Origin of the sequence: Muricauda brasiliensis, assembly GCF_003057865.1 — a bacterium.
GTDB classification, from domain to species: Bacteria; Bacteroidota; Bacteroidia; order Flavobacteriales; family Flavobacteriaceae; genus Flagellimonas; species Flagellimonas chongwuensis.
In genome coordinates this window covers 20,097-43,480 of the sequence record NZ_QBTW01000013.1, presented here as the reverse complement: position 1 = coordinate 43,480, position 23,384 = coordinate 20,097, and the positions used below count along the sequence as shown (strand labels likewise).

At 41.3% G+C, this 23,384-nt stretch carries 25 protein-coding genes; 19 read left to right on the top strand and 6 right to left on the bottom strand.

Going from position 1 to position 23,384, the window contains the following annotated elements:
- The first annotated feature begins 7 nt into the window (after positions 1-7).
- From sucD to hisIE, 15 genes are all read left to right on the top strand, one after another.
- Entirely contained in the window at positions 8-880 is an 873-nt protein-coding gene (sucD, locus tag DCK90_RS10090; RefSeq protein ID WP_108246089.1) for a succinate--CoA ligase subunit alpha, read from the top strand.
- Positions 881-987: 107 nt separating this feature from the next.
- Positions 988-1,737: a 3-oxoacyl-[acyl-carrier-protein] reductase gene (gene fabG / locus DCK90_RS10085; RefSeq protein ID WP_108246088.1), complete on the top strand. Its 750-nt coding sequence runs from the start codon at positions 988-990 to the stop codon at positions 1,735-1,737.
- 4 nt (positions 1,738-1,741) lie between these two features.
- On the top strand, positions 1,742-3,775 hold the full coding sequence (locus DCK90_RS10080) for a VWA domain-containing protein (RefSeq protein WP_108246087.1): 2,034 nt from the start codon (positions 1,742-1,744) through the stop codon (positions 3,773-3,775).
- 15 nt (positions 3,776-3,790) lie between these two features.
- Entirely contained in the window at positions 3,791-4,606 is an 816-nt protein-coding gene (locus DCK90_RS10075) for a prohibitin family protein (RefSeq protein ID WP_108246086.1), read from the top strand.
- 199 nt (positions 4,607-4,805) lie between these two features.
- On the top strand, positions 4,806-5,663 hold the full coding sequence (hisG, locus tag DCK90_RS10070; protein ID WP_108246085.1) for an ATP phosphoribosyltransferase: 858 nt from the start codon (positions 4,806-4,808) through the stop codon (positions 5,661-5,663).
- A gap of 61 nt (positions 5,664-5,724) precedes the next feature.
- Positions 5,725-7,014 carry a histidinol dehydrogenase gene (hisD, locus tag DCK90_RS10065; protein ID WP_108246084.1) on the top strand — a complete coding sequence of 430 codons (1,290 nt, stop codon included), beginning with the start codon at positions 5,725-5,727 and terminating at the stop codon, positions 7,012-7,014.
- A 32-nt stretch (positions 7,015-7,046) separates the two neighbouring features.
- On the top strand, positions 7,047-8,096 hold the full coding sequence (gene hisC / locus DCK90_RS10060; RefSeq protein ID WP_108246083.1) for a histidinol-phosphate transaminase: 1,050 nt from the start codon (positions 7,047-7,049) through the stop codon (positions 8,094-8,096).
- Positions 8,096-9,232: a bifunctional histidinol-phosphatase/imidazoleglycerol-phosphate dehydratase HisB gene (hisB, locus tag DCK90_RS10055; RefSeq protein WP_108246082.1), complete on the top strand. Its 1,137-nt coding sequence runs from the start codon at positions 8,096-8,098 to the stop codon at positions 9,230-9,232. Before hisC ends, hisB begins: the two co-directional genes overlap by 1 nt.
- An 81-nt stretch (positions 9,233-9,313) precedes the next feature.
- Positions 9,314-9,898 (top strand): imidazole glycerol phosphate synthase subunit HisH, encoded by a 585-nt coding sequence (hisH, locus tag DCK90_RS10050; RefSeq protein ID WP_108246081.1) that lies wholly within the window; start codon positions 9,314-9,316, stop codon positions 9,896-9,898.
- Position 9,899: 1 nt separating this feature from the next.
- Positions 9,900-10,316 (top strand): GNAT family N-acetyltransferase, encoded by a 417-nt coding sequence (locus DCK90_RS10045; RefSeq protein WP_108246080.1) that lies wholly within the window; start codon positions 9,900-9,902, stop codon positions 10,314-10,316.
- Between the two features lie 3 nt (positions 10,317-10,319).
- Positions 10,320-11,051, top strand: coding sequence for a 1-(5-phosphoribosyl)-5-[(5-phosphoribosylamino)methylideneamino]imidazole-4-carboxamide isomerase (gene hisA / locus DCK90_RS10040; RefSeq protein ID WP_108246079.1), 732 nt, complete (start codon positions 10,320-10,322; stop codon positions 11,049-11,051).
- Positions 11,044-11,562, top strand: a complete 519-nt coding sequence (locus DCK90_RS10035) for a DinB family protein (protein WP_108246078.1) — start codon at positions 11,044-11,046, stop codon at positions 11,560-11,562. The genes hisA and DCK90_RS10035 overlap by 8 nt, the downstream gene beginning before the upstream one ends.
- A 17-nt stretch (positions 11,563-11,579) precedes the next feature.
- Positions 11,580-11,906 (top strand): DMT family transporter, encoded by a 327-nt coding sequence (locus DCK90_RS10030; RefSeq protein WP_108246077.1) that lies wholly within the window; start codon positions 11,580-11,582, stop codon positions 11,904-11,906.
- 37 nt (positions 11,907-11,943) lie between these two features.
- Positions 11,944-12,699, top strand: coding sequence for an imidazole glycerol phosphate synthase subunit HisF (gene hisF, locus DCK90_RS10025; RefSeq protein WP_108246076.1), 756 nt, complete (start codon positions 11,944-11,946; stop codon positions 12,697-12,699).
- A 98-nt stretch (positions 12,700-12,797) separates the two neighbouring features.
- Positions 12,798-13,394 (top strand): bifunctional phosphoribosyl-AMP cyclohydrolase/phosphoribosyl-ATP diphosphatase HisIE, encoded by a 597-nt coding sequence (gene hisIE, locus DCK90_RS10020; RefSeq protein ID WP_108246075.1) that lies wholly within the window; start codon positions 12,798-12,800, stop codon positions 13,392-13,394.
- Between the two features lie 13 nt (positions 13,395-13,407).
- Here the strand turns inward: hisIE and DCK90_RS10015 are convergent, their stop codons facing one another.
- The 6 genes from DCK90_RS10015 to DCK90_RS09995 all read right to left on the bottom strand — a co-directional run bounded on the left by DCK90_RS10015 (position 13,408) and on the right by DCK90_RS09995 (position 17,202).
- Entirely contained in the window at positions 13,408-14,127 is a 720-nt protein-coding gene (locus DCK90_RS10015) for a head GIN domain-containing protein (RefSeq protein ID WP_108246074.1), read from the bottom strand.
- 43 nt (positions 14,128-14,170) lie between these two features.
- The gene (locus tag DCK90_RS16985) at positions 14,171-14,317 is read right to left on the bottom strand and encodes a hypothetical protein (protein ID WP_159075807.1); all 147 of its coding nucleotides are present in this window, start codon (positions 14,315-14,317) and stop codon (positions 14,171-14,173) included.
- Positions 14,317-14,982 carry a hypothetical protein gene (locus DCK90_RS10010; protein WP_159075806.1) on the bottom strand — a complete coding sequence of 222 codons (666 nt, stop codon included), beginning with the start codon at positions 14,980-14,982 and terminating at the stop codon, positions 14,317-14,319. Before DCK90_RS10010 ends, DCK90_RS16985 begins: the two co-directional genes overlap by 1 nt.
- Before the next feature lie 69 nt (positions 14,983-15,051).
- Positions 15,052-16,137, bottom strand: coding sequence for a hypothetical protein (locus tag DCK90_RS10005; RefSeq protein WP_159075805.1), 1,086 nt, complete (start codon positions 16,135-16,137; stop codon positions 15,052-15,054).
- Positions 16,121-16,663: a hypothetical protein gene (locus DCK90_RS10000; RefSeq protein WP_108246071.1), complete on the bottom strand. Its 543-nt coding sequence runs from the start codon at positions 16,661-16,663 to the stop codon at positions 16,121-16,123. Before DCK90_RS10000 ends, DCK90_RS10005 begins: the two co-directional genes overlap by 17 nt.
- A complete protein-coding gene (locus DCK90_RS09995; protein ID WP_108246070.1) occupies positions 16,663-17,202 on the bottom strand; it encodes an RNA polymerase sigma factor in 540 nt (179 codons plus the stop codon). Before DCK90_RS09995 ends, DCK90_RS10000 begins: the two co-directional genes overlap by 1 nt.
- A gap of 163 nt (positions 17,203-17,365) precedes the next feature.
- Here DCK90_RS09995 and DCK90_RS09990 point away from each other — a divergent pair, with 163 nt between their 5' ends.
- The 4 genes from DCK90_RS09990 to DCK90_RS09975 all read left to right on the top strand — a co-directional run bounded on the left by DCK90_RS09990 (position 17,366) and on the right by DCK90_RS09975 (position 23,383).
- Positions 17,366-19,771, top strand: a complete 2,406-nt coding sequence (locus DCK90_RS09990) for a TonB-dependent receptor (protein ID WP_108246069.1) — start codon at positions 17,366-17,368, stop codon at positions 19,769-19,771.
- A gap of 3 nt (positions 19,772-19,774) precedes the next feature.
- On the top strand, positions 19,775-20,623 hold the full coding sequence (locus tag DCK90_RS09985; RefSeq protein ID WP_108246068.1) for a DUF4249 domain-containing protein: 849 nt from the start codon (positions 19,775-19,777) through the stop codon (positions 20,621-20,623).
- Between the two features lie 118 nt (positions 20,624-20,741).
- Positions 20,742-21,905 carry a vWA domain-containing protein gene (locus tag DCK90_RS09980; protein WP_108246067.1) on the top strand — a complete coding sequence of 388 codons (1,164 nt, stop codon included), beginning with the start codon at positions 20,742-20,744 and terminating at the stop codon, positions 21,903-21,905.
- 8 nt (positions 21,906-21,913) lie between these two features.
- The gene (locus DCK90_RS09975; protein WP_108246066.1) at positions 21,914-23,383 is read left to right on the top strand and encodes a magnesium chelatase; all 1,470 of its coding nucleotides are present in this window, start codon (positions 21,914-21,916) and stop codon (positions 23,381-23,383) included.
- The last annotated feature ends 1 nt before the right edge of the window (position 23,384 follow it).

Sequence of the window (23,384 nt, the reverse complement as noted above, 5' to 3'; positions counted from 1 at the left end):
TAAATATATGAGCGTCTTAGTAAACAAGGATTCAAACATAATTGTACAAGGATTTACCGGTAGTGAAGGAACATTCCACGCCGAACAAATGATTGAATACGGAACCAACGTGGTTGGTGGTGTGACCCCAGGAAAAGGAGGTCAAGAACATTTAGGAAAACCAGTTTTTAATACAGTGGAAGATGCTGTAAAAGAGGTTGGTGCCGACACCACGATTATTTTTGTTCCGCCCGCATTTGCTGCGGACGCTATTATGGAAGCTGCTGACGCCGGAATCAAAGTAATCATCACGATTACCGAAGGTATTCCAGTAGCGGATATGGTCAAGGCCAACGATTACATCAAAAATAAGAACTGTACATTGATCGGTCCAAACTGTCCAGGTGTAATAACTCCAGGTGAAGCAAAAGTTGGTATTATGCCTGGGTTTGTATTCAAAAAAGGAAAAGTAGGAATCGTTTCAAAATCAGGAACCTTAACCTATGAAGCTGCTGATCAAGTAGTTCGCCAAGGCCTGGGAATTACAACAGCTATCGGGATCGGTGGTGACCCTATTATCGGAACTACCACAAAACAAGCGGTTGAGCTATTGATCAATGACCCAGAAACCGAATGTGTTGTTATGATCGGTGAAATCGGCGGTCAATTGGAAGCGGAAGCTGCTAGATGGTACAAAGAGAGTGGAAGCAAAAAGCCTATTGTTGGATTTATTGCTGGTGAAACTGCTCCTGCCGGACGTACCATGGGACATGCCGGTGCCATTGTAGGTGGAAGCGACGACACTGCCCAGGCAAAGAAAAGAATCATGAAAGAATGTGGAATCCACGTGGTCGATTCTCCAGCTGAAATTGGCGTAAAAGTGAAAGAAGTGGTTGGGTAACCGACCGTTAAAACCATACTAAATCCCGTTTTATGCGGGATTTTTTTTCGTCTAAACACAAAACAACAACTATATTTGGTTATTAACCATTCAAACACAATCATTGTATGAAACTTTTGGAAGGGAAAAATGTAATTATAACAGGAGCCAGTAGAGGAATTGGTAGGGGTATTGCCGAAGTATTTGCAAAACACGGAGCAAATGTGGCCTTTACCTACAGCTCTAGCGAAGCTCCAGCTTTGGAATTGGAAAAGGAATTGACGGATATGGGTGTAAAAGCCAAGGCCTATAAAAGCAATGCCGCCAGTTTTGAAGAATCCGAAGCGCTTGTTGCCAAGGTTTTGGAAGATTTTGACGGACGAATTGATGTATTGATCAATAACGCAGGTATCACTAAGGACAACTTGTTGATGCGAATGGGCGAAGCAGATTTTGATACTGTTATTGAAATCAACCTGAAATCCGTGTTCAATATGACCAAAGCGGTTCAACGTACCATGTTGAAGCAGCGTAAAGGTTCTATCGTAAATATGAGTAGTGTTGTGGGAGTGAAAGGTAATGCCGGACAGACCAACTACGCCGCATCAAAAGCAGGTATGATTGGTTTTACAAAGTCCGTGGCCTTGGAACTAGGTTCAAGAAACATCCGTTGCAATGCCATTGCGCCAGGTTTTATCGAAACTGAAATGACCGAGAAATTGGACGAGAAAACAGTTCAAGGTTGGAGAGAGGGAATTCCACTAAAACGTGGTGGAAGCCCAGAAGATGTAGCCAACGCTTGTGTGTTTTTAGCATCCGATCTTTCCGATTACGTAACGGGACAGGTACTCAATGTTGATGGTGGAATGTTAACCTAGATGAATGGAGTTGAGCACGGTACTTCTTATAGTTTTAGCAGTTGCTGCCGCGCTTACCTTTGTCTATTTTCAATACTTCTATAAAAACCCAAGAAAGGGTTCTCTAAAGATTATATTGGCCGCATTACGGTTTATCACCTTGTTTTGCGGCCTTTTGCTTTTGATCAATCCAAAGTTTGTCAGTAAAGATTATTACATCGAAAAAGTAAACTTGATTCTTTTGGTGGACAATTCTACCTCAATGGGCGGTGCTTCTTCCGAGACAGAGATTTCGAGCGCCATTTCTCAAATCAAACAAAATAAAGCTTTAACCGAACGGTTTGATGTTCATCAGTACGAATTCGGGACTTCCCTTTCTTCCACGGATTCCATACGATTTGACCATGAAAATACCAACATTTCGAATGCACTCTCGACGTTGAAAGATGTTTTCGTAAACGGAAATAATACCATCGTTTTGTTTTCTGATGGAAACCAGACACTGGGTCGGGATTACGAATACATCACGTTGAACGAGAATTCCACCATAAATCCTGTGGTGATTGGCGATACCACCCAATATGAAGATATTTCAGTAGGACTCATCAATGCGAACAAATACGCTTTTTTGCGAAACAGTTTTCCTATTGAATCCACTATTCGGTATCAAGGTAACCGTTCGGTATCCAGCACGGTGACTATTTCAATAAATGGGAGTAGAGTCCATCAAGAACGAATTGATCTTAACGCCACTAAAAACAGCCAAACGTTAAACACCTTGGTGGAAGCACAAAGCGTGGGCATCAAAACCATTAAAATTGAAGTGGGAGCCTTGGAAAATGAGCGCAATATCGCTAACAATTCCAAGGAAACCGCCATTGAGGTGATTGATGAAAAAACCAATGTTGCCATCATTTCCGATATGCTCCATCCGGATATCGGTGCATTAAAAAAGTCTATAGAATCCAACGAACAGCGCTCCGTTACCCTTTTAAAACCCAACGTCAGTCAATCCGAATTGGAAGACATGGGATTGATCATTATATATCAGCCCAACCGAAATTTTAGAAGTATTTACGAGTTTATCAATAATTCAAATACCAACCATTTTACCATCACTGGAAGCAAAACGGATTGGAATTTTTTGAACGGTATTCAAGAGAGCTTCACCGTTTCGGGTAGCAGACAAGCAGAGGATATTTTACCTGTTTTGAACAACGCCTTCGGGTTATTTGGTTTTGGCAATTTTGCTGTTGACGGATTTCCACCCTTAAAGGGAACCTTGGCAGATATTCAGTTGAACAAAGAAAGTGAAACATTGATGTTCCAACAGTTGCAGGGTATTAACCTTGAAAAGCCTTTATTTTCAATTTTGACCGAATCCAACACAAAGGAAGCCGTTCTTTTTGGAGAGAATATTTGGCGTTGGCGAGCGCAAGTGTACCGGTATGATGACAATTTTCAGGAATTTGATGAATTCATCGGAAACTTGATGGTGTATTTAGGGTCCAACAAACAACGAAACCGATTGGAATTGGATTACGAACTGATTTTTGACAATGCTAACATGACCAAGATCAGGGCTTCCTATTTTGATGAAAGCTACCAGTTTGATGCCAATGCCAATATTTCCATTACCATAAAAGGTAAGGAAAACGATTTTTCAAGGGTGTCGCCCATGTTACTGAAAGGTTCTTTTTATGAAGTGGACCTGAGCGACCTCCAAGCAGGGGAATATAGGTTCACCGTTACCGTTGAGGAAGCAAACCTTACACGTACCGGTACCTTCAGAATATTGGACTTTAATCCAGAAAAACAATTGATATCCGCCAATTATAAAAAAATGGAGCGTTTGGCCTCCAAGAATAGTGGACAGGTCTACTATTTGGACAAATTGGATGAACTACAGGCCAATCTGTCATCATCACAACAGTTCTTACCTGTCCAAAAAAGCAGGGATAATGTTGTATCTTTAATAGATTTCCGTATTTTACTCGGACTCATCATACTTTCGCTTGCAGCGGAATGGTTCATCAGAAAATATAACGGATTAATATAAATCAAAGTAAGTAAAATGGATAAATTACCTAAGATTGCGTTGCCTGCATTGGCGGCGATTATTTTCATCATCATTTTTGCATCACGGTCAACCGTTACCATTGGTTCCGGGGAAGCTGGAGTTTTGTATAAATATTTTGGAGGAGGTGTCGTTACGGACCAACCGCCATTAGGGGAAGGTTTTCATTTGGTAGCGCCTTGGAACAAAGTTTATATTTATGAAGTGCGCCAACAAGAGCGGTTGGAGAAAATGAACGTGCTCTCATCCAACGGATTGGATATTAAATTGGAGGCCTCAGTTTGGTTTCAACCGATATATGATGAGCTTGGAAAATTACACCAAGAAAAAAGTGAACAATACATAGAACGTGTATTGCTTCCCGCAATACGTTCTGCTGCCCGTAGTGTTGTGGGCAGGTATACGCCGGAACAGCTATATTCAAGTAAGCGTGATGCCATCCAACAAGAAATATTCGAGGAAACCCAAAAAATTGTTCAAGACCAATACATTCAGTTAAACGAAGTTTTGGTAAGGGACGTGACCTTGCCACCGACCATAAAAGATGCGATAGAACGTAAACTTAGGCAGGAACAGGAGTCATTGGAATATGAATTTAGATTGGTGACTGCCGAAAAGGAAGCTGAAAAAGTTAGAATCGAAGCACAGGGTAAGGCCGATGCCAACCGTATTTTGAGCGCATCTTTAACAGATAAGATATTGCAGGACAAAGGCATAGATGCAACCTTAAAGTTAGCGGAATCCCCGAATGCTAAAATTGTAGTGGTAGGTTCCGGCGATGACGGATTGCCATTAATTTTGGGAAATAACTAAATTCTGCTTTTTTGATATAAAAATATATCCTACTTTTGAAGCATAATGAGGAACAAAAACACACATCATCATTTTTATACTTGCCCTCAAGCGAGATAGAAATGTATTGTTGTTTTTAAAATATATTCTAACCCGTTTGAGAAATCAAACGGGTTTGTTTTTTGTACCCATTTGGTTTTTCGGACAAAACGATTGAAAAATGACAAAAATTAGAATTGCTGTTCAAAAAAGTGGTCGATTGAACGAGGATTCCCTCGCCATTTTAAAAGATTGCGGTATCTCCATCGATAATGGAAAGGACCAATTAAAGGCTACCTCGCGAAATTTTCCCTTGGAAGTTTTTTATTTACGAAATGGCGACATCCCTCAATATTTAAGGGATGGGGTAGTGGATATTGCCATTATCGGGGAAAATGTGCTTATTGAAAAAGGAAAGGACATTTCCATCGCGGAGCGTTTGAATTTTTCCAAATGTCGCGTGTCCTTGGCCGTACCCAAAGGAGTAACCTATAATTCCATTAAGGATTTTGAAGGAAAAAAAATAGCCACCTCATATCCGAATACGGTCAAGGAATACCTAGCTTCCAAAGGAGTGACGGCGGAATTGCACATCATCAATGGTTCCGTTGAAATTGCCCCGAATATTGGTTTAGCCTATGGAATTTGCGATATTGTTTCCAGCGGCAGTACGCTTTTCAAAAATAATCTAAAGGAAGTTGAAGTGATACTAAAGAGTGAAGCCGTATTGGCCGTATCGCCCACCATTTCCGAAGAGCGCAAAGAACTATTAAAGAAAATTCAATTCAGGATCAAGTCCGTATTGCAGGCTCGCAATAACAAATATGTATTGATGAATGCTCCGAACGATAAGTTGGATGAGATTATTTCCATTCTTCCCGGAATGCGAAGCCCCACCGTTTTGCCATTAGCCGAAGATGGATGGAGTTCCGTCCACACTGTAATCAATCGTGAAACCTTTTGGGAAGTCATCGATGAGCTAAAAGCAGCCGGCGCAGAGGGAATTTTGGTGTGTCCAATCGAAAAAATGGTATTGTAGACAATAAAAGATACGATTTTAATGAATAATTGTCCCCTTGAGGGGACCTTAGGGGTGTAAAATGAAGAAAATAGTAAAACCAAATAAAAATGATTGGAACGAAATTTTAAAGCGTCCCACCCAGAGCGTTTCAGATATTGAGGAGATTGTCAACAGTATCTTTAAAGAGGTACAGGCTGATGGTGATACGGTTATCAAAAAATACACGGCCCAATTTGATAAAGTCACTTTGGATTCTATTTTGGTAAAAGAAGACGAGATTGAAAACGCAAGCAATTCCGTTTCTAATGCATTGAAGCAGGCCATTAACCTTGCTCAATCAAATATTGAAAAATTCCATGCTGCCCAAAAAACAGCAAAAGTTGAAGTGGAAACCATGCCAGGTGTGGAGTGCTGGCAGGAAAAACGTCCAATTCAAAAAGTAGGTTTGTACATTCCAGGCGGAACAGCACCTTTATTCTCAACTATTTTAATGTTGGCAATTCCTGCTAAACTTGCTGGTTGTAAAGAAATTGTGCTTTGTAGTCCGCCTGATCAAAACGGGGAAATCAATCCTGCTATTTTATATGCGGCCCAAATATGTGGAGTAACGCAAATTTTCAAGGTAGGAGGGATTCAGGCCATCGCAGGGATGACATTTGGCACGGAAAGCATTCCGAAAGTATACAAAATATTTGGCCCGGGCAACCAATACGTAACAGTTGCAAAGCAATTGGCAACCAAATACGGCGTGGCCATTGATATGCCGGCAGGCCCCAGTGAATTATTGGTGGTTGCCGACGATTCCGCCAATGCAGCCTTCGTAACCTCGGATTTACTGAGCCAGGCTGAGCACGGTGTCGACAGTCAGGTGATACTTGTATCCACTTCCGAAAAATTAATTGATGCTGTCGAAAAAGAGATAGAACATCAAATCCAACAATTACCAAGGGAGGAGATTGCGAGGAAATCCATTGGAAACAGCAGGTTGATTTTGGTAAAAGACGATCAGGAAGCACTGGAACTAATCAATGAATATGGTCCAGAACACTTTATTGTTTGTGTAAAAAAAGAGGAGTTTTATCTCGAAAACATTCAGAATGCAGGTTCGGTTTTTATTGGAAACTATACACCTGAAAGTGCGGGCGATTATGCTTCGGGCACCAATCACACCTTACCGACTAACGGTTACGCGAAACAATACAGCGGTGTGAATCTGGATAGCTTTACGAAGAGCATGACCTTTCAAAAAATATCTGAAAAAGGTATACAAGGTATAGGCACCGCCATTGAATTAATGGCAGATGCAGAAGGATTGCAGGCGCATAAAAACGCAGTAACCCTCAGATTAAAAAGTTTGAATCAAGATTAATGTCAGGTCGAGCGCAGTCGAGACCAAATGCTATGCAGAAAACATTCGACATAAACAATATAGTAAGAGAATCGGTACGTAAGCTACAACCGTATTCCTCCGCACGGGACGAATATGTTTCGGATGGCTCCGAAATGATTTTTTTGGATGCCAACGAAAATCCCTTCGATAATGGTGTCAACCGCTACCCAGACCCTTACCAAAGAAGTTTGAAGTCAGTGCTGGCGGATCAAAAAAGCGTATCGGAAAATCAAATTTTATTGGGAAATGGAAGTGACGAAGTCTTGGATTTGATTTACAGGGCGTTTTGCGAACCCAACCAGGACAACATCATCACGCTGCCACCAACGTACGGAATGTACAAGGTACTGGCAGGCATCAATGCAGTTAAAAACAAGGAGGTTCTGCTAACAAAGGAATTCGAACCCAACGTGGATGAAGTTTTAAAGACGGTTGATATCAAATCCAAGTTGTTATTCATTTGTTCACCAAATAATCCTACAGGCAATGCTTTCAAAAAAGAAGCCATCGAAAAATTGCTGAAATCCTTTCGAGGTTTGGTTGTAATTGACGAAGCTTATATCGATTTTTCAAAAGATGAAAGTTGGTTGTCGAAATTGGATAACTACCCCAATTTGATTGTGACCCAAACCCTATCCAAAGCCTACGGATTGGCGGGTATCCGATTGGGCATATGCTATGCATCAGAAGAAATTATCGGTGTTTTGAACAAAATCAAACCACCCTACAATGTCAACCAATTGACGCAGCAACGTGCCTTACAACGGGTGTTGAACCAAGACTTGGTCAATAAAGAGGTGCAACAGATTCTTGATGAAAGAGATGAATTGATTAATGCTTTGAACGGTTTGGAATTTGTAAGGGAATTATATCCAACCGATGCCAATTTTGTATTGGCCAAAGTTGATGATGCCAACAAACGCTACCAACAACTATTGGATAAACAAGTGGTGGTGCGCAACCGAAGCACTCAACCCTTGTGCGAAAACACCCTTCGATTTACCGTGGGGACACCGGAAGAAAACAAAAAATTGATAGCCATTTTAAAAGAATTGGAATAATGGGCAAAAAAGTACTTTTTATTGATCGCGATGGTACCATCATCAAGGAAACTGTTGATGAACAAATAGATGCCTTTGAAAAAATGATTTTCTATCCAAAGGCCTTCACCTATTTGGGAAAGATTGCAAAGGAATTGGATTATGAATTGGTAATGATCACCAACCAAGATGGTTTGGGAACCGATATTTTTCCAGAGGACACCTTCTGGCCCGTGCACAATTTTATTATAAAGTCCTTTGAAAATGAAGGAGTCGTTTTTGATCAGGTTTTTATAGATAGAACCTTTCCAAAAGACAATGCCAATACCCGTAAACCTGGCACGGGAATGTTGACCTCCTATTTTTCCGATGAATATGATTTGGCCAATTCTTTTGTAATCGGTGACCGTTTGACAGACGTGGAACTGGCCAAGAATTTGGGCGCCAAAGGCATCTTTATTAATGATGAAACGCACTTGGGCACAGGGGAAATCACGGTAAAACGTGATGAATTGAACCATTTTATTGCTCTAGAAACCAACGATTGGGAGAAAATCTATGAGTTTTTAAAATTGGAGAACCGTGTTGCGGAAATATCCCGAAAAACCAACGAAACCGATATTTATATCAAAATAAACCTTGATGGCACCGGGAAAAGTAACATTAAAACTGGTTTGGCTTTTTTTGACCATATGTTGGATCAATTGGCGAGGCATGGACAAATGGATTTGGAAATCAAGGTCGATGGCGATTTAGAAGTGGACGAACATCACACCATCGAGGATACCGCTATTACTTTGGGCGAGCTGTTTTCCAAAGCCTTGGGCAACAAACTGGGCATCGAGCGATATGGTTTTGCGTTGCCTATGGATGATTGTTTGGCGCAAGTCGCAATTGATTTTGGAGGACGCAATTGGTTGGTCTGGGACACCGAGTTCAAACGGGAAAAAGTGGGGGATATGCCAACTGAAATGTTCATACATTTTTTTAAATCGTTTACCGATGGCGCCAAAGCCAATTTGAACATTAAAGCCGAAGGAACCAACGAACACCATAAAATCGAGGCCATATTCAAAGCTTTTGCCAAGTCCATCAAAATGGCAGTAAAACGGGATGCTGAAAAAATGGTGCTGCCTTCTACAAAGGGCATGCTATAAAAAATGTCATTTCGAAGGAGCTCGCGATTGAGAAATCTAGATTTCTTGCTTTACTCGAAATGACAAAAGATTAAAGAATACATGAAAATTGTAATAATAGATTACGGCGCAGGGAACATCCAAAGCATCATATTTGCCATAAAACGGCTAGGTTTTGAAGCTATTTTGAGTCACGATGCAGAAGAAATTCGAAATGCCGATAAAGTCATTTTTCCAGGTGTAGGGGAGGCGAGTTCTGCGATGTCAAAGTTGAGAGCTACAGGATTGGACAAGGTGATTCCAACCTTGAAACAGCCAGTTTTGGGTATCTGTTTGGGTATGCAACTCATGTGCCATTCATCCGAAGAAGGAAATACGGAAGGCTTGGGCATATTTGATTTGGATGTGGTTAAATTTTCCAATAAAGTCAAAGTTCCTCAAATTGGATGGAACCAGATTTCGGATTTAAAAAATGAGCTGTTCAAAAATATTCCTGAGAAATCCTATATCTATTTGGTGCACAGTTTTTATGCTCCGATTGGCTCGGAAACCATTGCCAAATCCGAATACGATGTGGAATATAGTGCGGCTCTGCAAAAAGAAAATTTTTATGGGGTACAGTTTCACCCCGAAAAAAGCAGCGATGTAGGTAGTGAAATATTGAACAATTTTCTAAATATTGCCTGATATGGAGTTCCACATTTTGAAGGACAAGGAGAAATTGGATATCCCAAGAATCCACAAAGAGGTAACCTCGACATACTGGGGAAAGGAAAAAACCTGGGAGGAAACCTTGATGACCATTGAAAAAAGCATCTGCTTTGGAATGTTTAATAAGAACGGTGAGCAGGTTGCTTACGCCAGAATGATGACAGACGGTTTGGTGTTTGCCTACATTATGGATGTAGTTGTCTTTGAGCCTAACAAAGGCAAAGGGCTTGGAAAAAAAATGGTGCAATATATTTTGGACCAACCTGATGTGAAGAAAGTAAACACCGTAGCACTAAAAACATTGGACGCCCATAGTTTTTATGAAAATCTGGGCTTTAAAAAAGTTGGGGATTCAAAAATGTGGATGTCCATAGAACGAGTAAAATATGATTAGAAAATGAGATTGATTCCAGCTATTGATATCATTGATGGTAAATGTGTACGTCTATCTAAAGGAGATTACAGCACCAAAAAAGTCTATAATGAAAATCCATTGGAAGTTGCGAAGGAGTTTGAGGCGCATGGTATTCAACATTTGCATTTGGTAGACCTGGACGGGGCTAAATCCCAACATATTGTCAACTACAAAGTATTGGAGACCATTGCCTTAAAGACCAGTTTGCAAATTGACTTTGGCGGTGGATTAAAATCGGGTGATGACCTGCATGTTGCTTTTCAAAGCGGAGCACATCAAATTACGGGCGGAAGTATAGCTGTTAAAGACAGGGAAACTTTTTTGAGCTGGTTGTCGACCTACGGGGCTAGAAAAATCATTCTAGGTGCCGATGCCAATAACGAGAAAGTAGCGGTTTCGGGCTGGCAAGAAGAATCGGATTTGGAGCTGATTCCATTTGTGCAGCAGTATCAATCCGAAGGTGTCGAATATGTGATTTGTACGGATATAAGCAAGGATGGCATGCTGCAAGGGCCTGCGTTCGACTTGTATCAAAAAATGTTGGCCCAAACCAAAAAAGGCTTAAATTTAATTGCCAGTGGTGGAATTTCCACTTTTGACGAACTCCCCAGACTTGCTGAACTTGGTTGTGAAGGTACAATCATTGGAAAAGCCATTTATGAAGGCAAGATCAGTTTAAAGCAATTGGAACAATATATTCTTAAAAATGGATAAAGAAAGAGAACTCCAGGAAGAATTGGTATGGAACGCGGGCTATCGGATGAATGAAAGTCTTCGCATGATCAAAATCTGTTTAGATCAATTGTCCGAGGAACAACTTTGGGAAAAACCGAATGAATCGAGCAATAGTATTGCCAATCTTATTCTTCACCTGTGCGGGAACATTACCCAATACGGGATAGCTTCCATTCAAAATTTGGAGGATGAACGTGTAAGGGATGAGGAGTTTTCCACCGATTCAGGCTATTCCAAAGTAGAACTTGTCAAAAAACTGGAAGATACCATTTCGGACGCCAAAAGAGCGTTCTACGATGCCCCGCTCAATGAATTATTGCGTAAACGAAACGTTCAAGGGTTTAATTTTTCTGGAGTGGGCAACATTATTCATGTTACGGAACATTTGTCCTACCACACAGGACAAATAGCACTATGGACCAAAATTTTACAAAACAAAGACCTTGGTTTTTACGGTGGGGTCAACCTCAATGCAAAGAACGAAAGTTAGCATACTAAATAAAACCCATGAACTGGATACTATTGATAATTGCAGGACTCTTTGAAGTTGCATTTGCTGCCTGTCTTGGAAAGGCCAAGGAAACAACGGGGACGGAAATGACGTATTGGTACATAGGATTTGTAGTTTGCCTTACAATCAGTATGTTTTTGTTGGTCAAAGCAACACAAGAATTGCCGATAGGTACAGCATATGCGGTTTGGACCGGTATCGGTGCTGTGGGGACAGTACTGTTTGGAATTTTTGTTTTTAAGGAACCCGCAACGTTTTGGAGATTGTTTTTTATAACAACATTGATTGCTTCAATTGTTGGTTTAAAGGTAGTCTCACATTAATAAAGCACTAACAAAAAGTGTTGTCAAAGAAGAATAAATGCTTACAAAAAGAATAATACCTTGTCTCGATATTAAAAACGGACGCACTGTGAAAGGAATCAACTTTGTTGACCTACGAGATGCAGGAGACCCTGTGGAACTCGCGTCCATTTATGCCAAAGAAGGTGCGGATGAATTGGTTTTCTTGGATATTTCTGCTACGGAGGAAAAACGAAAGACCTTGGCTGAACTGGTCTATCATGTGGCTGAGACCATCAATATTCCTTTTACCGTTGGTGGAGGGATTTCCTCTGTGGAAGATGTGGACATTCTCCTAAAAAACGGGGCCGATAAGGTTTCCATTAACTCATCAGCGGTGAAAAGACCTGAATTGATCAATGAATTGGTGGCCAAATTCGGTTCACAATGCATCGTAGTCGCTATTGATGCCAAACAGGTTGACGGACAATGGAAAGTCCATCTGGTAGGAGGGAAGGTACCTACAGAACTAGATCTTTTTGATTGGGCCAAGGAAGTGGAAGAACGTGGTGCTGGTGAAATTTTGTTCACTTCAATGGATCATGATGGTACCAAGAATGGCTTTGCAAACCAAGCTCTATCGGAATTATCAAGCTTAGTGAATATTCCGGTAATCGCATCAGGTGGGGCAGGAACCATATCTCATTTCACAGATACTTTTAAGGATGGAAAAGCTGATGCGGCATTGGCCGCCAGTGTTTTTCATTTTAAGGAAATCGAAATCAATGCACTTAAACAAGAATTAAAGGAAGAAGGAATTCCTGTAAGAATATAAAATCCGTATATCGATGCTCCTTCGATCGCCCCTTCGACTGCGCTCAGGATGACAGCTCAGGACAGCATCACGATGTGACGACTTAAGAAAAAATAAAAATGCAAATAGACTTCAATAAAAATTCAGACGGACTTGTACCGGCCATTGTTCAAGATGCAACCACCAAAAATGTGTTGATGTTGGGCTATATGAACCAAGAAGCGTTTGAAAAAACCCAAGAAACCCAAAAAGTCACTTTTTTTAGCCGTTCCAAACAACGTTTATGGACCAAAGGAGAAGAAAGTGGCAACTTTTTGAACCTTGTTGACATGCAAGTAGATTGCGACAACGATACACTTTTGGTGAAAGTAAACCCTGTTGGGCCTACTTGCCATAAAGGGACCGATACGTGCTGGGCCGAGGAAAATGTTCAAGGATATGGTTTTTTATCCACCTTGGAAGACATCATTGAATCCAGAAAGAACGACCAAGATAATCCTGATAGTTATGTGGCTTCCCTGTTCCGAAAGGGCATCAACAAGGTTGCCCAAAAAGTAGGGGAGGAGGCTGTGGAAACAGTCATCGAAGCCAAAGACGACAACGATGACCTTTTCCTAAATGAAAGTGCTGACCTGCTGTTCCATTATTTGATATTGCTGAAGGCAAAGAACTTTGACCTCAATGCTGTGGTCAATATTCTAGAGCAGAGACATTGACCACAGGAGGTGTTCAATCCATTTTTATAATACTAGAGGAGCCAGAAAGTTCACTTTCTTGTATCGTCGCGTCTCCCTTGTAGTTTAATACACTGGCACCTGAAGCTTTTATGGAAATACTTTCATTTACAGAAAGAAAGGCCGTGCTCGTCCCATACAGGTTTATGTCCAGATTGGAAATATTAAGGTCGTAATCCAACAGGTCACTGCTCCCTGAAATTTCTGCTTCCAAGAATGAGATACTACCAAAAAGATCAACGGAAGAGGCTCCTTCGAGATTCATTTGTAATCGATCAGCGAGCAATTCACCCTTAAAATCAGAGGCCCCGGAGACTGTAATCTTTCCGTCCTGTATTTCCCATTGATTTTCTAAAATCAACCTGCTCGCACCGTCAATTTTGAACTTGGAAAGGTTTTTGGTGGTGATGTATGCGTTCATCACGGCCTTACCGCTTACCGAAGTGCGGTCTCTCAATCGGATGATTAATTCGTCACCATCTTTTTCGACGACAATTTTTTCGTGCAGATTGTTGTTGGCCTCAATTCGGATTTCTTCTTCAGATTCGGAAAAAAGTACATAAACATGGAATGCATCGGAAACCTTAACTCCATTATAATCATTTATATCATATTTGATAGAAGTCACTTCACCTTCGGCGTAAATCTTCTCATAGTCACACGAAGAGAAAATCAACAGTACGGAAAGCAGTATAAAACTGATTTGTGTTTTCATTTGTTTTGATTTTTGATTGATGTAATGATGTGTGCAAGAAATGCTAAGGGTTGAAAAGTGGAACAGGCACCCATTGAAACGGAATAACGGCCCAACCGCTATTTCCGTATTGGGCGAATACTTGCTTGTTTTTTGTGTAGACCCGTAGTGTTTTTATAGGATGGTGAAGACGGTTGCTGTAATTTTCCATTAGTCCAACTGCTTTTTGTAACGGTTACGCCCCATGTTGAACACTCCTAATTTCACCCCAATGCCGCCTGAAAAACCATTGAGACGGTTCACTGGGCTTTGTGACAACTCTATTTTGCTGGACATTCTATAGCGGAAACCGGCCTCCAATTGCACGAATCTAGAAATATTGAACAATACATTCATTCCTGGTTCAAGTACAAATACAGCGTCTATATCGTCATCATCAAGATCAACGTTTTCATCGTTCACCACGGCATTATGATCTACGTAGCCCACACCGCCGCCGCCTATCAATACTGGAAAGGACAGACTTACTCTTTTTTTGCCAAACAATATGGGTTCCAAATGTATCCCTCCATATATGGCCACAATATCATCGTTGTTATTGGTTCTTGGATTAAAGATATTCTGTCGGGAATAAAGCACATTGCCCATAAAACCCACTTCAAACTGTCTGTTGGCCACATAGGCCACTTTTAGTCCTCCGATGTAAGTGTCCTCGCCTTCGATTTCACCAAAATAGGTGGATAAGCCTAGATATACTCCATGCACCACATTTTTTCGATCATTAAAGGTGATGTATTCGTTATCATCGTTCTGGGCGGATCCCATAGTACACATGAGCAAAAAGAGTAATAAAGTTGTTGTTTTTTGATTGTTCATTTTAATTGGATTTATGATTGATTTTGTTTTAAAGACAAGGCATTCGTTAAAAGGTTGCATTTACATTTCTTAATCATTAATGGTCACAATTCCTTTTTCGCCTTGTATGGAAATATTTCCTCTTCTTTCGGTACCATAAGTGGCATTTATTTTTCTGAGCCTACGGCCTTTGTCCAACATTTCGGAACCTACATTCTCAAATGATTTTGGCAAGCGAACCACACCTTGCTCCAAGGTTGCCGTGAAATTGTGGGGAAAATGGTCGATATTCAAAGTGATATCCGCGGATTCCTGTTGTATGGATATGTCAGCCGAAGGATTTATAATATTGTACACCTGAAAATCGGTGATTTTCATTGTAGCATCTACATCGCCTGCCAATCGTTCTATTTTGAACGTGGTGAATTCCAGGTTGCCAAACAGGGATTCTGCTTCGTTAATGGAAATATTGTCCTTGTTGGAATACACCTCCAACGAATTGACCGAATTGATATGGACTTCCGAACCATCACTTTTTAATCGTAGGTTTTTTGAATTTTCCATGTTCAATTCCCCTATTTTCAAATCAAGGTCGGCATAGTTCAAATCCTTTGCTCGGATTTTACCATATTTCAAAACAATATCCGCCTTGTTCAAATTCTCTCCGATCCATAAATCACCGTGCTCGATCAAGGTATTTAGTATACCCGTACAGTTTTCAATGACCACATCTCCAAAACGATTGGTAATTCTAAGACTCGCCTTTTTGGGAAGATAGATCTCATAATCTATCTGAACATGACTGCGGTCAAAGTCAATGGGATTGGCACGATTCAATATATCTGCCAACCACCCCGTATTTTTATTGGAGATTTCAGAAACAATGGAAATATAGCTGTTGCTCGCCTTGATATTTGGGCTAATACGTCCCAACAAGTCCTCGGCGTTCTCTTTTTTACGATGGTTCACGGTAACAGAAATGTTTACCTGAACTTTGTTCTGTTCCCACCCTTTAAGCGTTACGTTACCATATTTATTTTCTATTTGAAACTCTCCCGAATTCGTGAACGGGAAGCTTTTTTCAATGGTTTTATGAACCTTTTCCTGCGCCATGGCACAATTCACTGAAACCAGTAAAAAGGCCATCCATAGGACCGCTTTATAATGTGTATCCATAATCATCTTCATCCAATTTTTTAGATTCGTTTATCTGGTGCAAAAAATTCTCAATGAGTTCAATGCGCTTTTTGTAATTGCTCACTATAGCTTCCAGCACTTGCTCATTGTCAAGGTTTTTCTGCATCTCTTTTTTGAGTACTTCATATTCAGCATCAAGTTCATCCATAAAGGATAGGAATTCCGCTTTGTTCTCTTCTGAAAGATTCTGATTGTTCCTTACCAATTGCACTTGGTAGGAGACCAGGTCTTTGTAATACATGTCTATTTCCATCAATTCCTTGGAAGCATATTGTGTTTTGTTGGCATTATTGTTCAACACCGCTAGTCCAAAAAACGAAGCTACACCCAGCAGTAATAGCACTGAGGCAGCCACACGAAAAAGGGGCCTTTTCCATAGTGGGATAACCTTGGATGGCTCTTGATTCAGTTCTTTTGAAATCTTTGCCCACATTTTGTCCTTGTCCGCCCTTCGCTCGTTGAATTGGGCTGCATGGTCCCTAATATGTTTTTCAAAATTGTCCATTACAGTTCATTGATGATTTCCAATAATTTTTTCTTTGCTCTGTGGTACTGGGATTTTGAAGTACTTGTAGAAATACCCAAAATCTCCCCAATTTCCACATGGTCGTACCCTTCAATCAAATATAGATTGATGATTTCCCTGTATCCATCGGGTAACAGGGCAATGCCCTTCTTTACTTTGTTCAAATCCGTTGCCTCTGCCTCTATGGGCTCTTCATCCGTTAGATGGAACTCATGTGCCTCCATGGGAACCACAGGTATACGCTTAGCCTTTAGGTGGTTAATGCTCTTATTGATGACAATTCGCTTCAGCCATGCACCAAAACTACTTTCGTACTTAAAGTTGTTTAGGTTTTTAAAGGCATCCACAAAACTGTCCTGTACTATATCCTCTGCATCTTCCGCATTGCCCAAAAAGCGGAACCCCACATTGTACATGGCATCCACATAGCGGGAATACAGCTCGTATTGTGAGTTGCTATTGCCTGCTTTGCACTGCTCTACTATAGCCTTATGCGTAAAACGGATTTCGGTTTCCAATGGTTTAGGTTGATGCCTTATCTGTAGCTAAAGACAAAAGAAAAAAGAAAGGGTTGCACTATGAAGAAAAAAACTTTTAAAAAATTTTATACATGCAACCCTTCCTTTTTTGACCTGTCTATGATGTTGAAAATTTAAAGTACAACCATCAAAACATCAAAAAATGAACAGTAAGTCACAATTAAACCCAATAATCAAGTATACCGTTTGGTTATTGTGGTCTTTATTTTTGGGCTGTATGTCCGTCATAGGGCAGACCAGCCACACCATTAGCGGTACCATCACCGACAAAAGCAACGGGGAGACGTTGTTCGGTGCCTCTGTATTCTTGAGCGGGACTACCATTGGCGGGATTACCAACGAATATGGATTTTACTCCGTTACCGCTCCCGAAGGAAAATATGTGTTGAGCATTTCATACATGGGCTATAATGAGGTGAACATTGAGATTGATCTGAATCATGACATGGTGCACGATGTGGAAATTTCAGAATTTTCGACCGCATTGGAGGAAGTGGTCGTTATGGCAGATGAACCAGAACGGGCCATATTGCGAAAACCTGAAATGAGCGTGGTAAAGATGAACATAGGCACCGTGAAACAAATGCCCGTGGTATTAGGGGAGCTGGATGTATTGAAATCCCTTCAAATGTTGCCAGGGGTCACCAATAATGGAGAAGGTACGGGTGGATTTCATGTGAGGGGCGGTGCACAGGACCAGAACCTCGTGCTTCTGGATGAGGCCATTATTTACAACACTTCGCACATGTTCGGGTTCTTCTCTGTATTCAATGCGGATGCCATCAAGGATGTAAAACTCTACAAAGGCGGTATTCCTGCTAGCTTTGGGGGTAGGGTATCTTCCGTACTGGATATTCGACAGAAGGATGGGAACAGTAAAAATTTTGAACTGAACGGGGGAATCGGGGCCATTTCGAGTAGGTTAACCGCAGAAGGTCCCGTATTTGGGGACAAAGGATCCTTTTTAATTGCTGGCCGCCGTTCCTATGTAGATCTGTTGCTCAAAGCCGCAGGCGATGAAAATAGTGTAAGTTTTTATGACCTGAACCTAAAGACCAATTATAGCATCAATCGTAACAACAAGCTTTTCTTGAGCGGTTATTTTGGTCGCGACGCCTTTAAACTGGGCAGCAGTTTTAACAGTAGTTATGGAAATTCCACAGGAAATCTACGCTGGAACCACATTTTTAACGATAGGTTGTTTTCCAATCTTTCTGCCATTTTAAGTAGATATGACTACGATCTGGAGTTTGCCCAGGATGAATTTGAATGGCTGTCGTCCATCACCAACTACAACCTCAAATACGACTTTAAGTATTATTTGAGCGATGCCTTTAAATTGGATTTTGGTGCCAACGGTGTTTATTATGATTTCAACCCAGGGGAAGTAAACCCCACTGCCGAGACATCACCCGTCAATCCATTAAAGTTAGACCAGAAAAAAGCGCTGGAAAGCGGATTGTATGTCAGTGCGGAACACAAACTAAGCCCAAAGCTTACAGCACAGTATGGCCTGCGTTACAGTGCATTTTCAAGGTTTGGAGGTCAGCCTATCAGTACTTATGCAAACGATCGGCCCGTAGTGTACAATCCTGAACTGGGCATTTATGAGCGCGGTGAAGCAACGGGGGAGACCAATTTTGACAAAAGTGATGTTATTGAAACTTTCGGCAATATTGAACCTCGGATTTCATTGGCTTACCTGCTTAACGAGGAATCATCCATAAAAGTAGGATATTCACGTACCGCCCAATACATTCATTTGTTGTCCAACACTTCATCCGTAACCCCTTTGGATGTGTGGACGCCCAGTGGACCGTTCATAAAACCACAGTTGTCCAATCAGTATGCTTTGGGATACTTTCACAATTTTAAGGACATGGTGTATTCGCTAGAAGTAGAGACCTACTACAAAACCGTTGACAACAGAATCGACTATATAGATGGTTCCGATTTGATTGGTCAAAATACCATTGAGACCGAAATTTTGAATGGAGAAATGAGGGCTTATGGATTGGAGCTCCTGCTTAGAAAGAACGAGGGTGATTTTACGGGATGGATTGCCTACACCCTTTCCAAGTCGGAGCAACGAACCTTGGGAGGAACCGCTGGAGGACCAGGAATCAACAATGGAAATTGGTATAATGCTTCTTTTGATAGAACACATGACATCTCCTTATCGGGAGCTTACCAATTGGACGATCAATGGAGTTTTGGGGCCAATCTGGTTTTTCAAACTGGTAGACCAGTAACTTATCCCAATGGGCAATATGTGTACGAGGATTTGTCCATAGCAAGCTACGCTCCACGAAATTCGGACCGTTTACCAGCCTACCATCGGATGGATGTTTCCATCAATTACAAACCCAGAAAATATCAGAATAAACGGTTTAAGGGCGAGTGGGTGTTCAGTGTCTATAATCTGTATAGCAGAAAAAATGCCGCTTCGATTTCCTTTGGGCAAAATCTGGAAACTGGGGCCAACGAAGCTACCCGAACAGCCATTTTTGGTATAGTACCCTCATTGACCTACAACTTTAAATTTTAAATCATGAAGACATTGAAAAAAATCATATTGGGGATTACCGCTATCATTTTTGCCTCCTGTGAGGACGTAGTGGATGTGGAAGTTCAAGAAGGACCAAAACGATTGGTGGTAGAAGCATCACTGAATTGGGAAAAAGGAACGGACGGAAATGTACAGACCATCCGATTGAGAGAATCCACTCCGTTTTTTAATACCAATACCAACACGGAGGTAACAGGTGCCTCTGTTGTGGTGACCAATGATGACAATGGAGCAATCTATAATTTTGAAGATCAGGGCAACGGAGAATACCTTACCATGAATTTTGAACCCATTCTAGGGCAGACCTATTCCCTAATGATTGAATATAATGGTGAGGTATATGCCGCAAAAGAGACCATGACCCCTGTGACGGATATCACCAATGTTTTTCAGGACCGTAAAGATGGTTTTGATGATGAAGTATTGGAAGTACATGTGGTATTTACCGATCCAGAGGAAGAAGGGAACCACTATCTTTTCAAATTTCAACGAGAGGGTGATTTGCTGCCTGATTTGGAAGAAGGGAAAGATGAATTCTTGAATGGCAATGAGATTGATTGGTGGTACGAAATTGAGGAGGACGATAATACGGACATAGAACCCTTTAAGCCCGGCGATGTGGTGAACATAGGAATGTACGGAATTTCCAAATCCTATTATGATTATATAAAGATACTCATCTCCCAATTGGGCGGTGTTGGTCTTTTTGAGTCGACACCAGTCGATGTGAAAGGCAACTGTATCAATATTACAAATCCTGAAAACTATGCCTTTGGGTATTTCAGGTTGTCACAGGTGGTGAAAACGAGTTACACTTTTGTGGAAGACTAGTTTAAGTTGGTTGGACGCCCAAGCGTCGAGTTTCTAGGGCTCGGCGCTTTTTTAGTTTATAGCGTTAAGTTTTTTCTAAACGTTTAGTCATTACAGCGAAATGCCGTAAATTTATGTGATGGCTATGAATACAAGAAAAGGGTTTCGTTTTACCAATTACGAAGCTCCGGACCAAACTCCGTTCGAAAAACTCTTTGAGATTTTTCAAGAACTAGTAACCCACACTTCGGGTGATGTGGAGGAGGCTCTGGACTGGCTCCGTGAATTGGACAAAGAATACGAACTTACCGACGACGATTACACAATTGATGACTTTATCGAAGACCTCAAGTCCAAAGGATACATCCGTGAGGAATTTGACATGGATGGCCCTCAGGGCGGCGAAGGTGAAGAAGGCGATGAGAATGGAGGGGGCGGAAGTCTTTCCGTAACAGCCAAGCTGGAACGCATGCTCCGTCAACGCGCCTTGGACCAAATCTTTGGTAAAATCAAACGAAGTGGTTCTGGAAACCACAAAACAGGGAAATCAGGCAAAGGCGATGAGCACACTGGTGAGTTCCGTGAATACCGTTTTGGAGACTCATTGGAGCATATCAGTATGACAGAAAGTCTAAAAAACGCACAAGTCAACCACGGATTGGATAACTTTTCGTTGAGCGAAGAGGATTTGGTGGTGGAAGATACCATGCACAAAGCCCAAATGAGCACAGTGTTGATGATCGACATCAGCCATAGTATGATTTTGTACGGCGAGGACAGAATCACACCCGCCAAAAAAGTGGCAATGGCACTTGCTGAACTCATTACGACCCGTTATCCAAAGGATACCTTGGACATTTTGGTGTTCGGAAACGATGCCTGGCCTATTCCGATTAAGGATTTACCTTATTTAAGAGTAGGGCCGTACCACACCAATACCGTGGCCGGATTGCAACTCGCCATGGATATGCTCCGCAGAAAACGGAATACCAACAAGCAGATTTTTATGATTACTGACGGAAAACCTTCATGTTTACGGCTTCCGAATGGTGATTATTACAAAAATAGCGTAGGGCTGGACGAATATATTGTTGAAAAATGCTACGCAATGGCCCAACAGGCCAGAAAGCTTCATATCCCCATAACCACCTTTATGATTGCAGAAGACCCCTATCTGATGCAATTTGTACGTGAGTTTACCAAGGCAAACAAAGGGAAAGCTTTTTACACAGGCCTAAAAGGTTTGGGCGAAATGATTTTTGAAGACTACGAACAAAATAGAAAAAGAAGAATAAAAGGATAACACAACATATGAAATTGGACCACACCAAAATCACAACACTAGGTGAATTAAAATCAACTAGTTATACAAGTAAAAGTATTAAAGACGAACTCAGGGAGAATCTATTGGAAAAAATTTCCAACGGAGAACAGGTGTTCGAAGGTGTCTGGGGTTACGAAAATTCGGTGATTCCTGAATTGGAAAGGGCCATCTTATCTCGTCACAACATCAATTTACTAGGATTGAGAGGGCAAGCAAAAACACGTTTGGCCCGTTTAATGGTTCAACTGTTGGATGAATGGATGCCCATTGTGGAAGGTTCTGAAATTCACGATGATCCATTGGAGCCTATTTCCAGATACGCCACCGAGCTGATCAAGGAAAAAGGGGACGATACTCCTGTGAGTTGGATACACCGAAGCGAACGTTTCTATGAAAAATTGGCCACACCCGATGTTACCGTAGCTGATTTGATAGGAGATGTGGACCCCATTAAAGCGGCCAATCTTAAATTGTCTTACGCGGATGACCGTGTGATTCATTTTGGAATGATACCACGGGCCAATCGCTGCATTTTTGTAATTAACGAGCTTCCTGACCTTCAAGCAAGAATTCAAGTAGCCTTGTTTAATATACTGCAAGAGGGGGATATACAAATTAGAGGGTTTAAACTTCGGTTGAATTTGGATATTCAGTTTGTGTTTACTGCAAACCCAGAAGATTATACCAATAGGGGTAGTATAGTAACCCCCTTGAAGGATAGAATTGGTTCACAAATTTTGACCCATTATCCTGAAACCATCGAGATTGCAAAGAAAATCACCAAGCAAGAAGCACGGCTCGATAAGCGCCAATCTGATTTTGTTTATGTTCCTGAAATTGCGATGGATTTATTGGAACAAATCAGTTTTGAAGCACGAAACAGCGAGTATGTAGATGCCAAGAGTGGGGTAAGTGCCCGTATGAGCATTACGGCTTTTGAAAATTTATTGAGTACAGCCGAGCGCAGGGCCATTGTTGCCGGGGACAAAAAAACTACCGTTCGTTTGAGCGATTTTATGGGGGTTGTGCCTTCCATCACTGGAAAGATAGAACTGGTTTATGAAGGAGAGCAGGAGGGAGCAGGTTCCGTTGCAGAGAGTTTGATAGAAGATGGTGCAAAATCATTGTTCCCTAGTTATTTCCCAAAAATCGAAAAGCTTCAGCGCAAAGAAGAAGAAAACGAATACGACGAACTGGTAACTTGGTTTTTTGAAGGTGAAGGTTTTGATTTATTGGACGATGAAAAAGAAGCCGATTATAAATCCAAGTTAGACTCCATCGGTCCCTTGAACAATCTAATGAAGGAATATCAACCAGATGCTTCAAAAGAAGACACGTATTTCCTAAAAGAACTGGTACTTTGGGGGTTGGTTGCCCATAAAAAACTGAGCAAACATCGATTTCAACAAGGCTATCAGTTCAAAGACCTCTACGGAAGCTATATCCGTGGACTGTAAA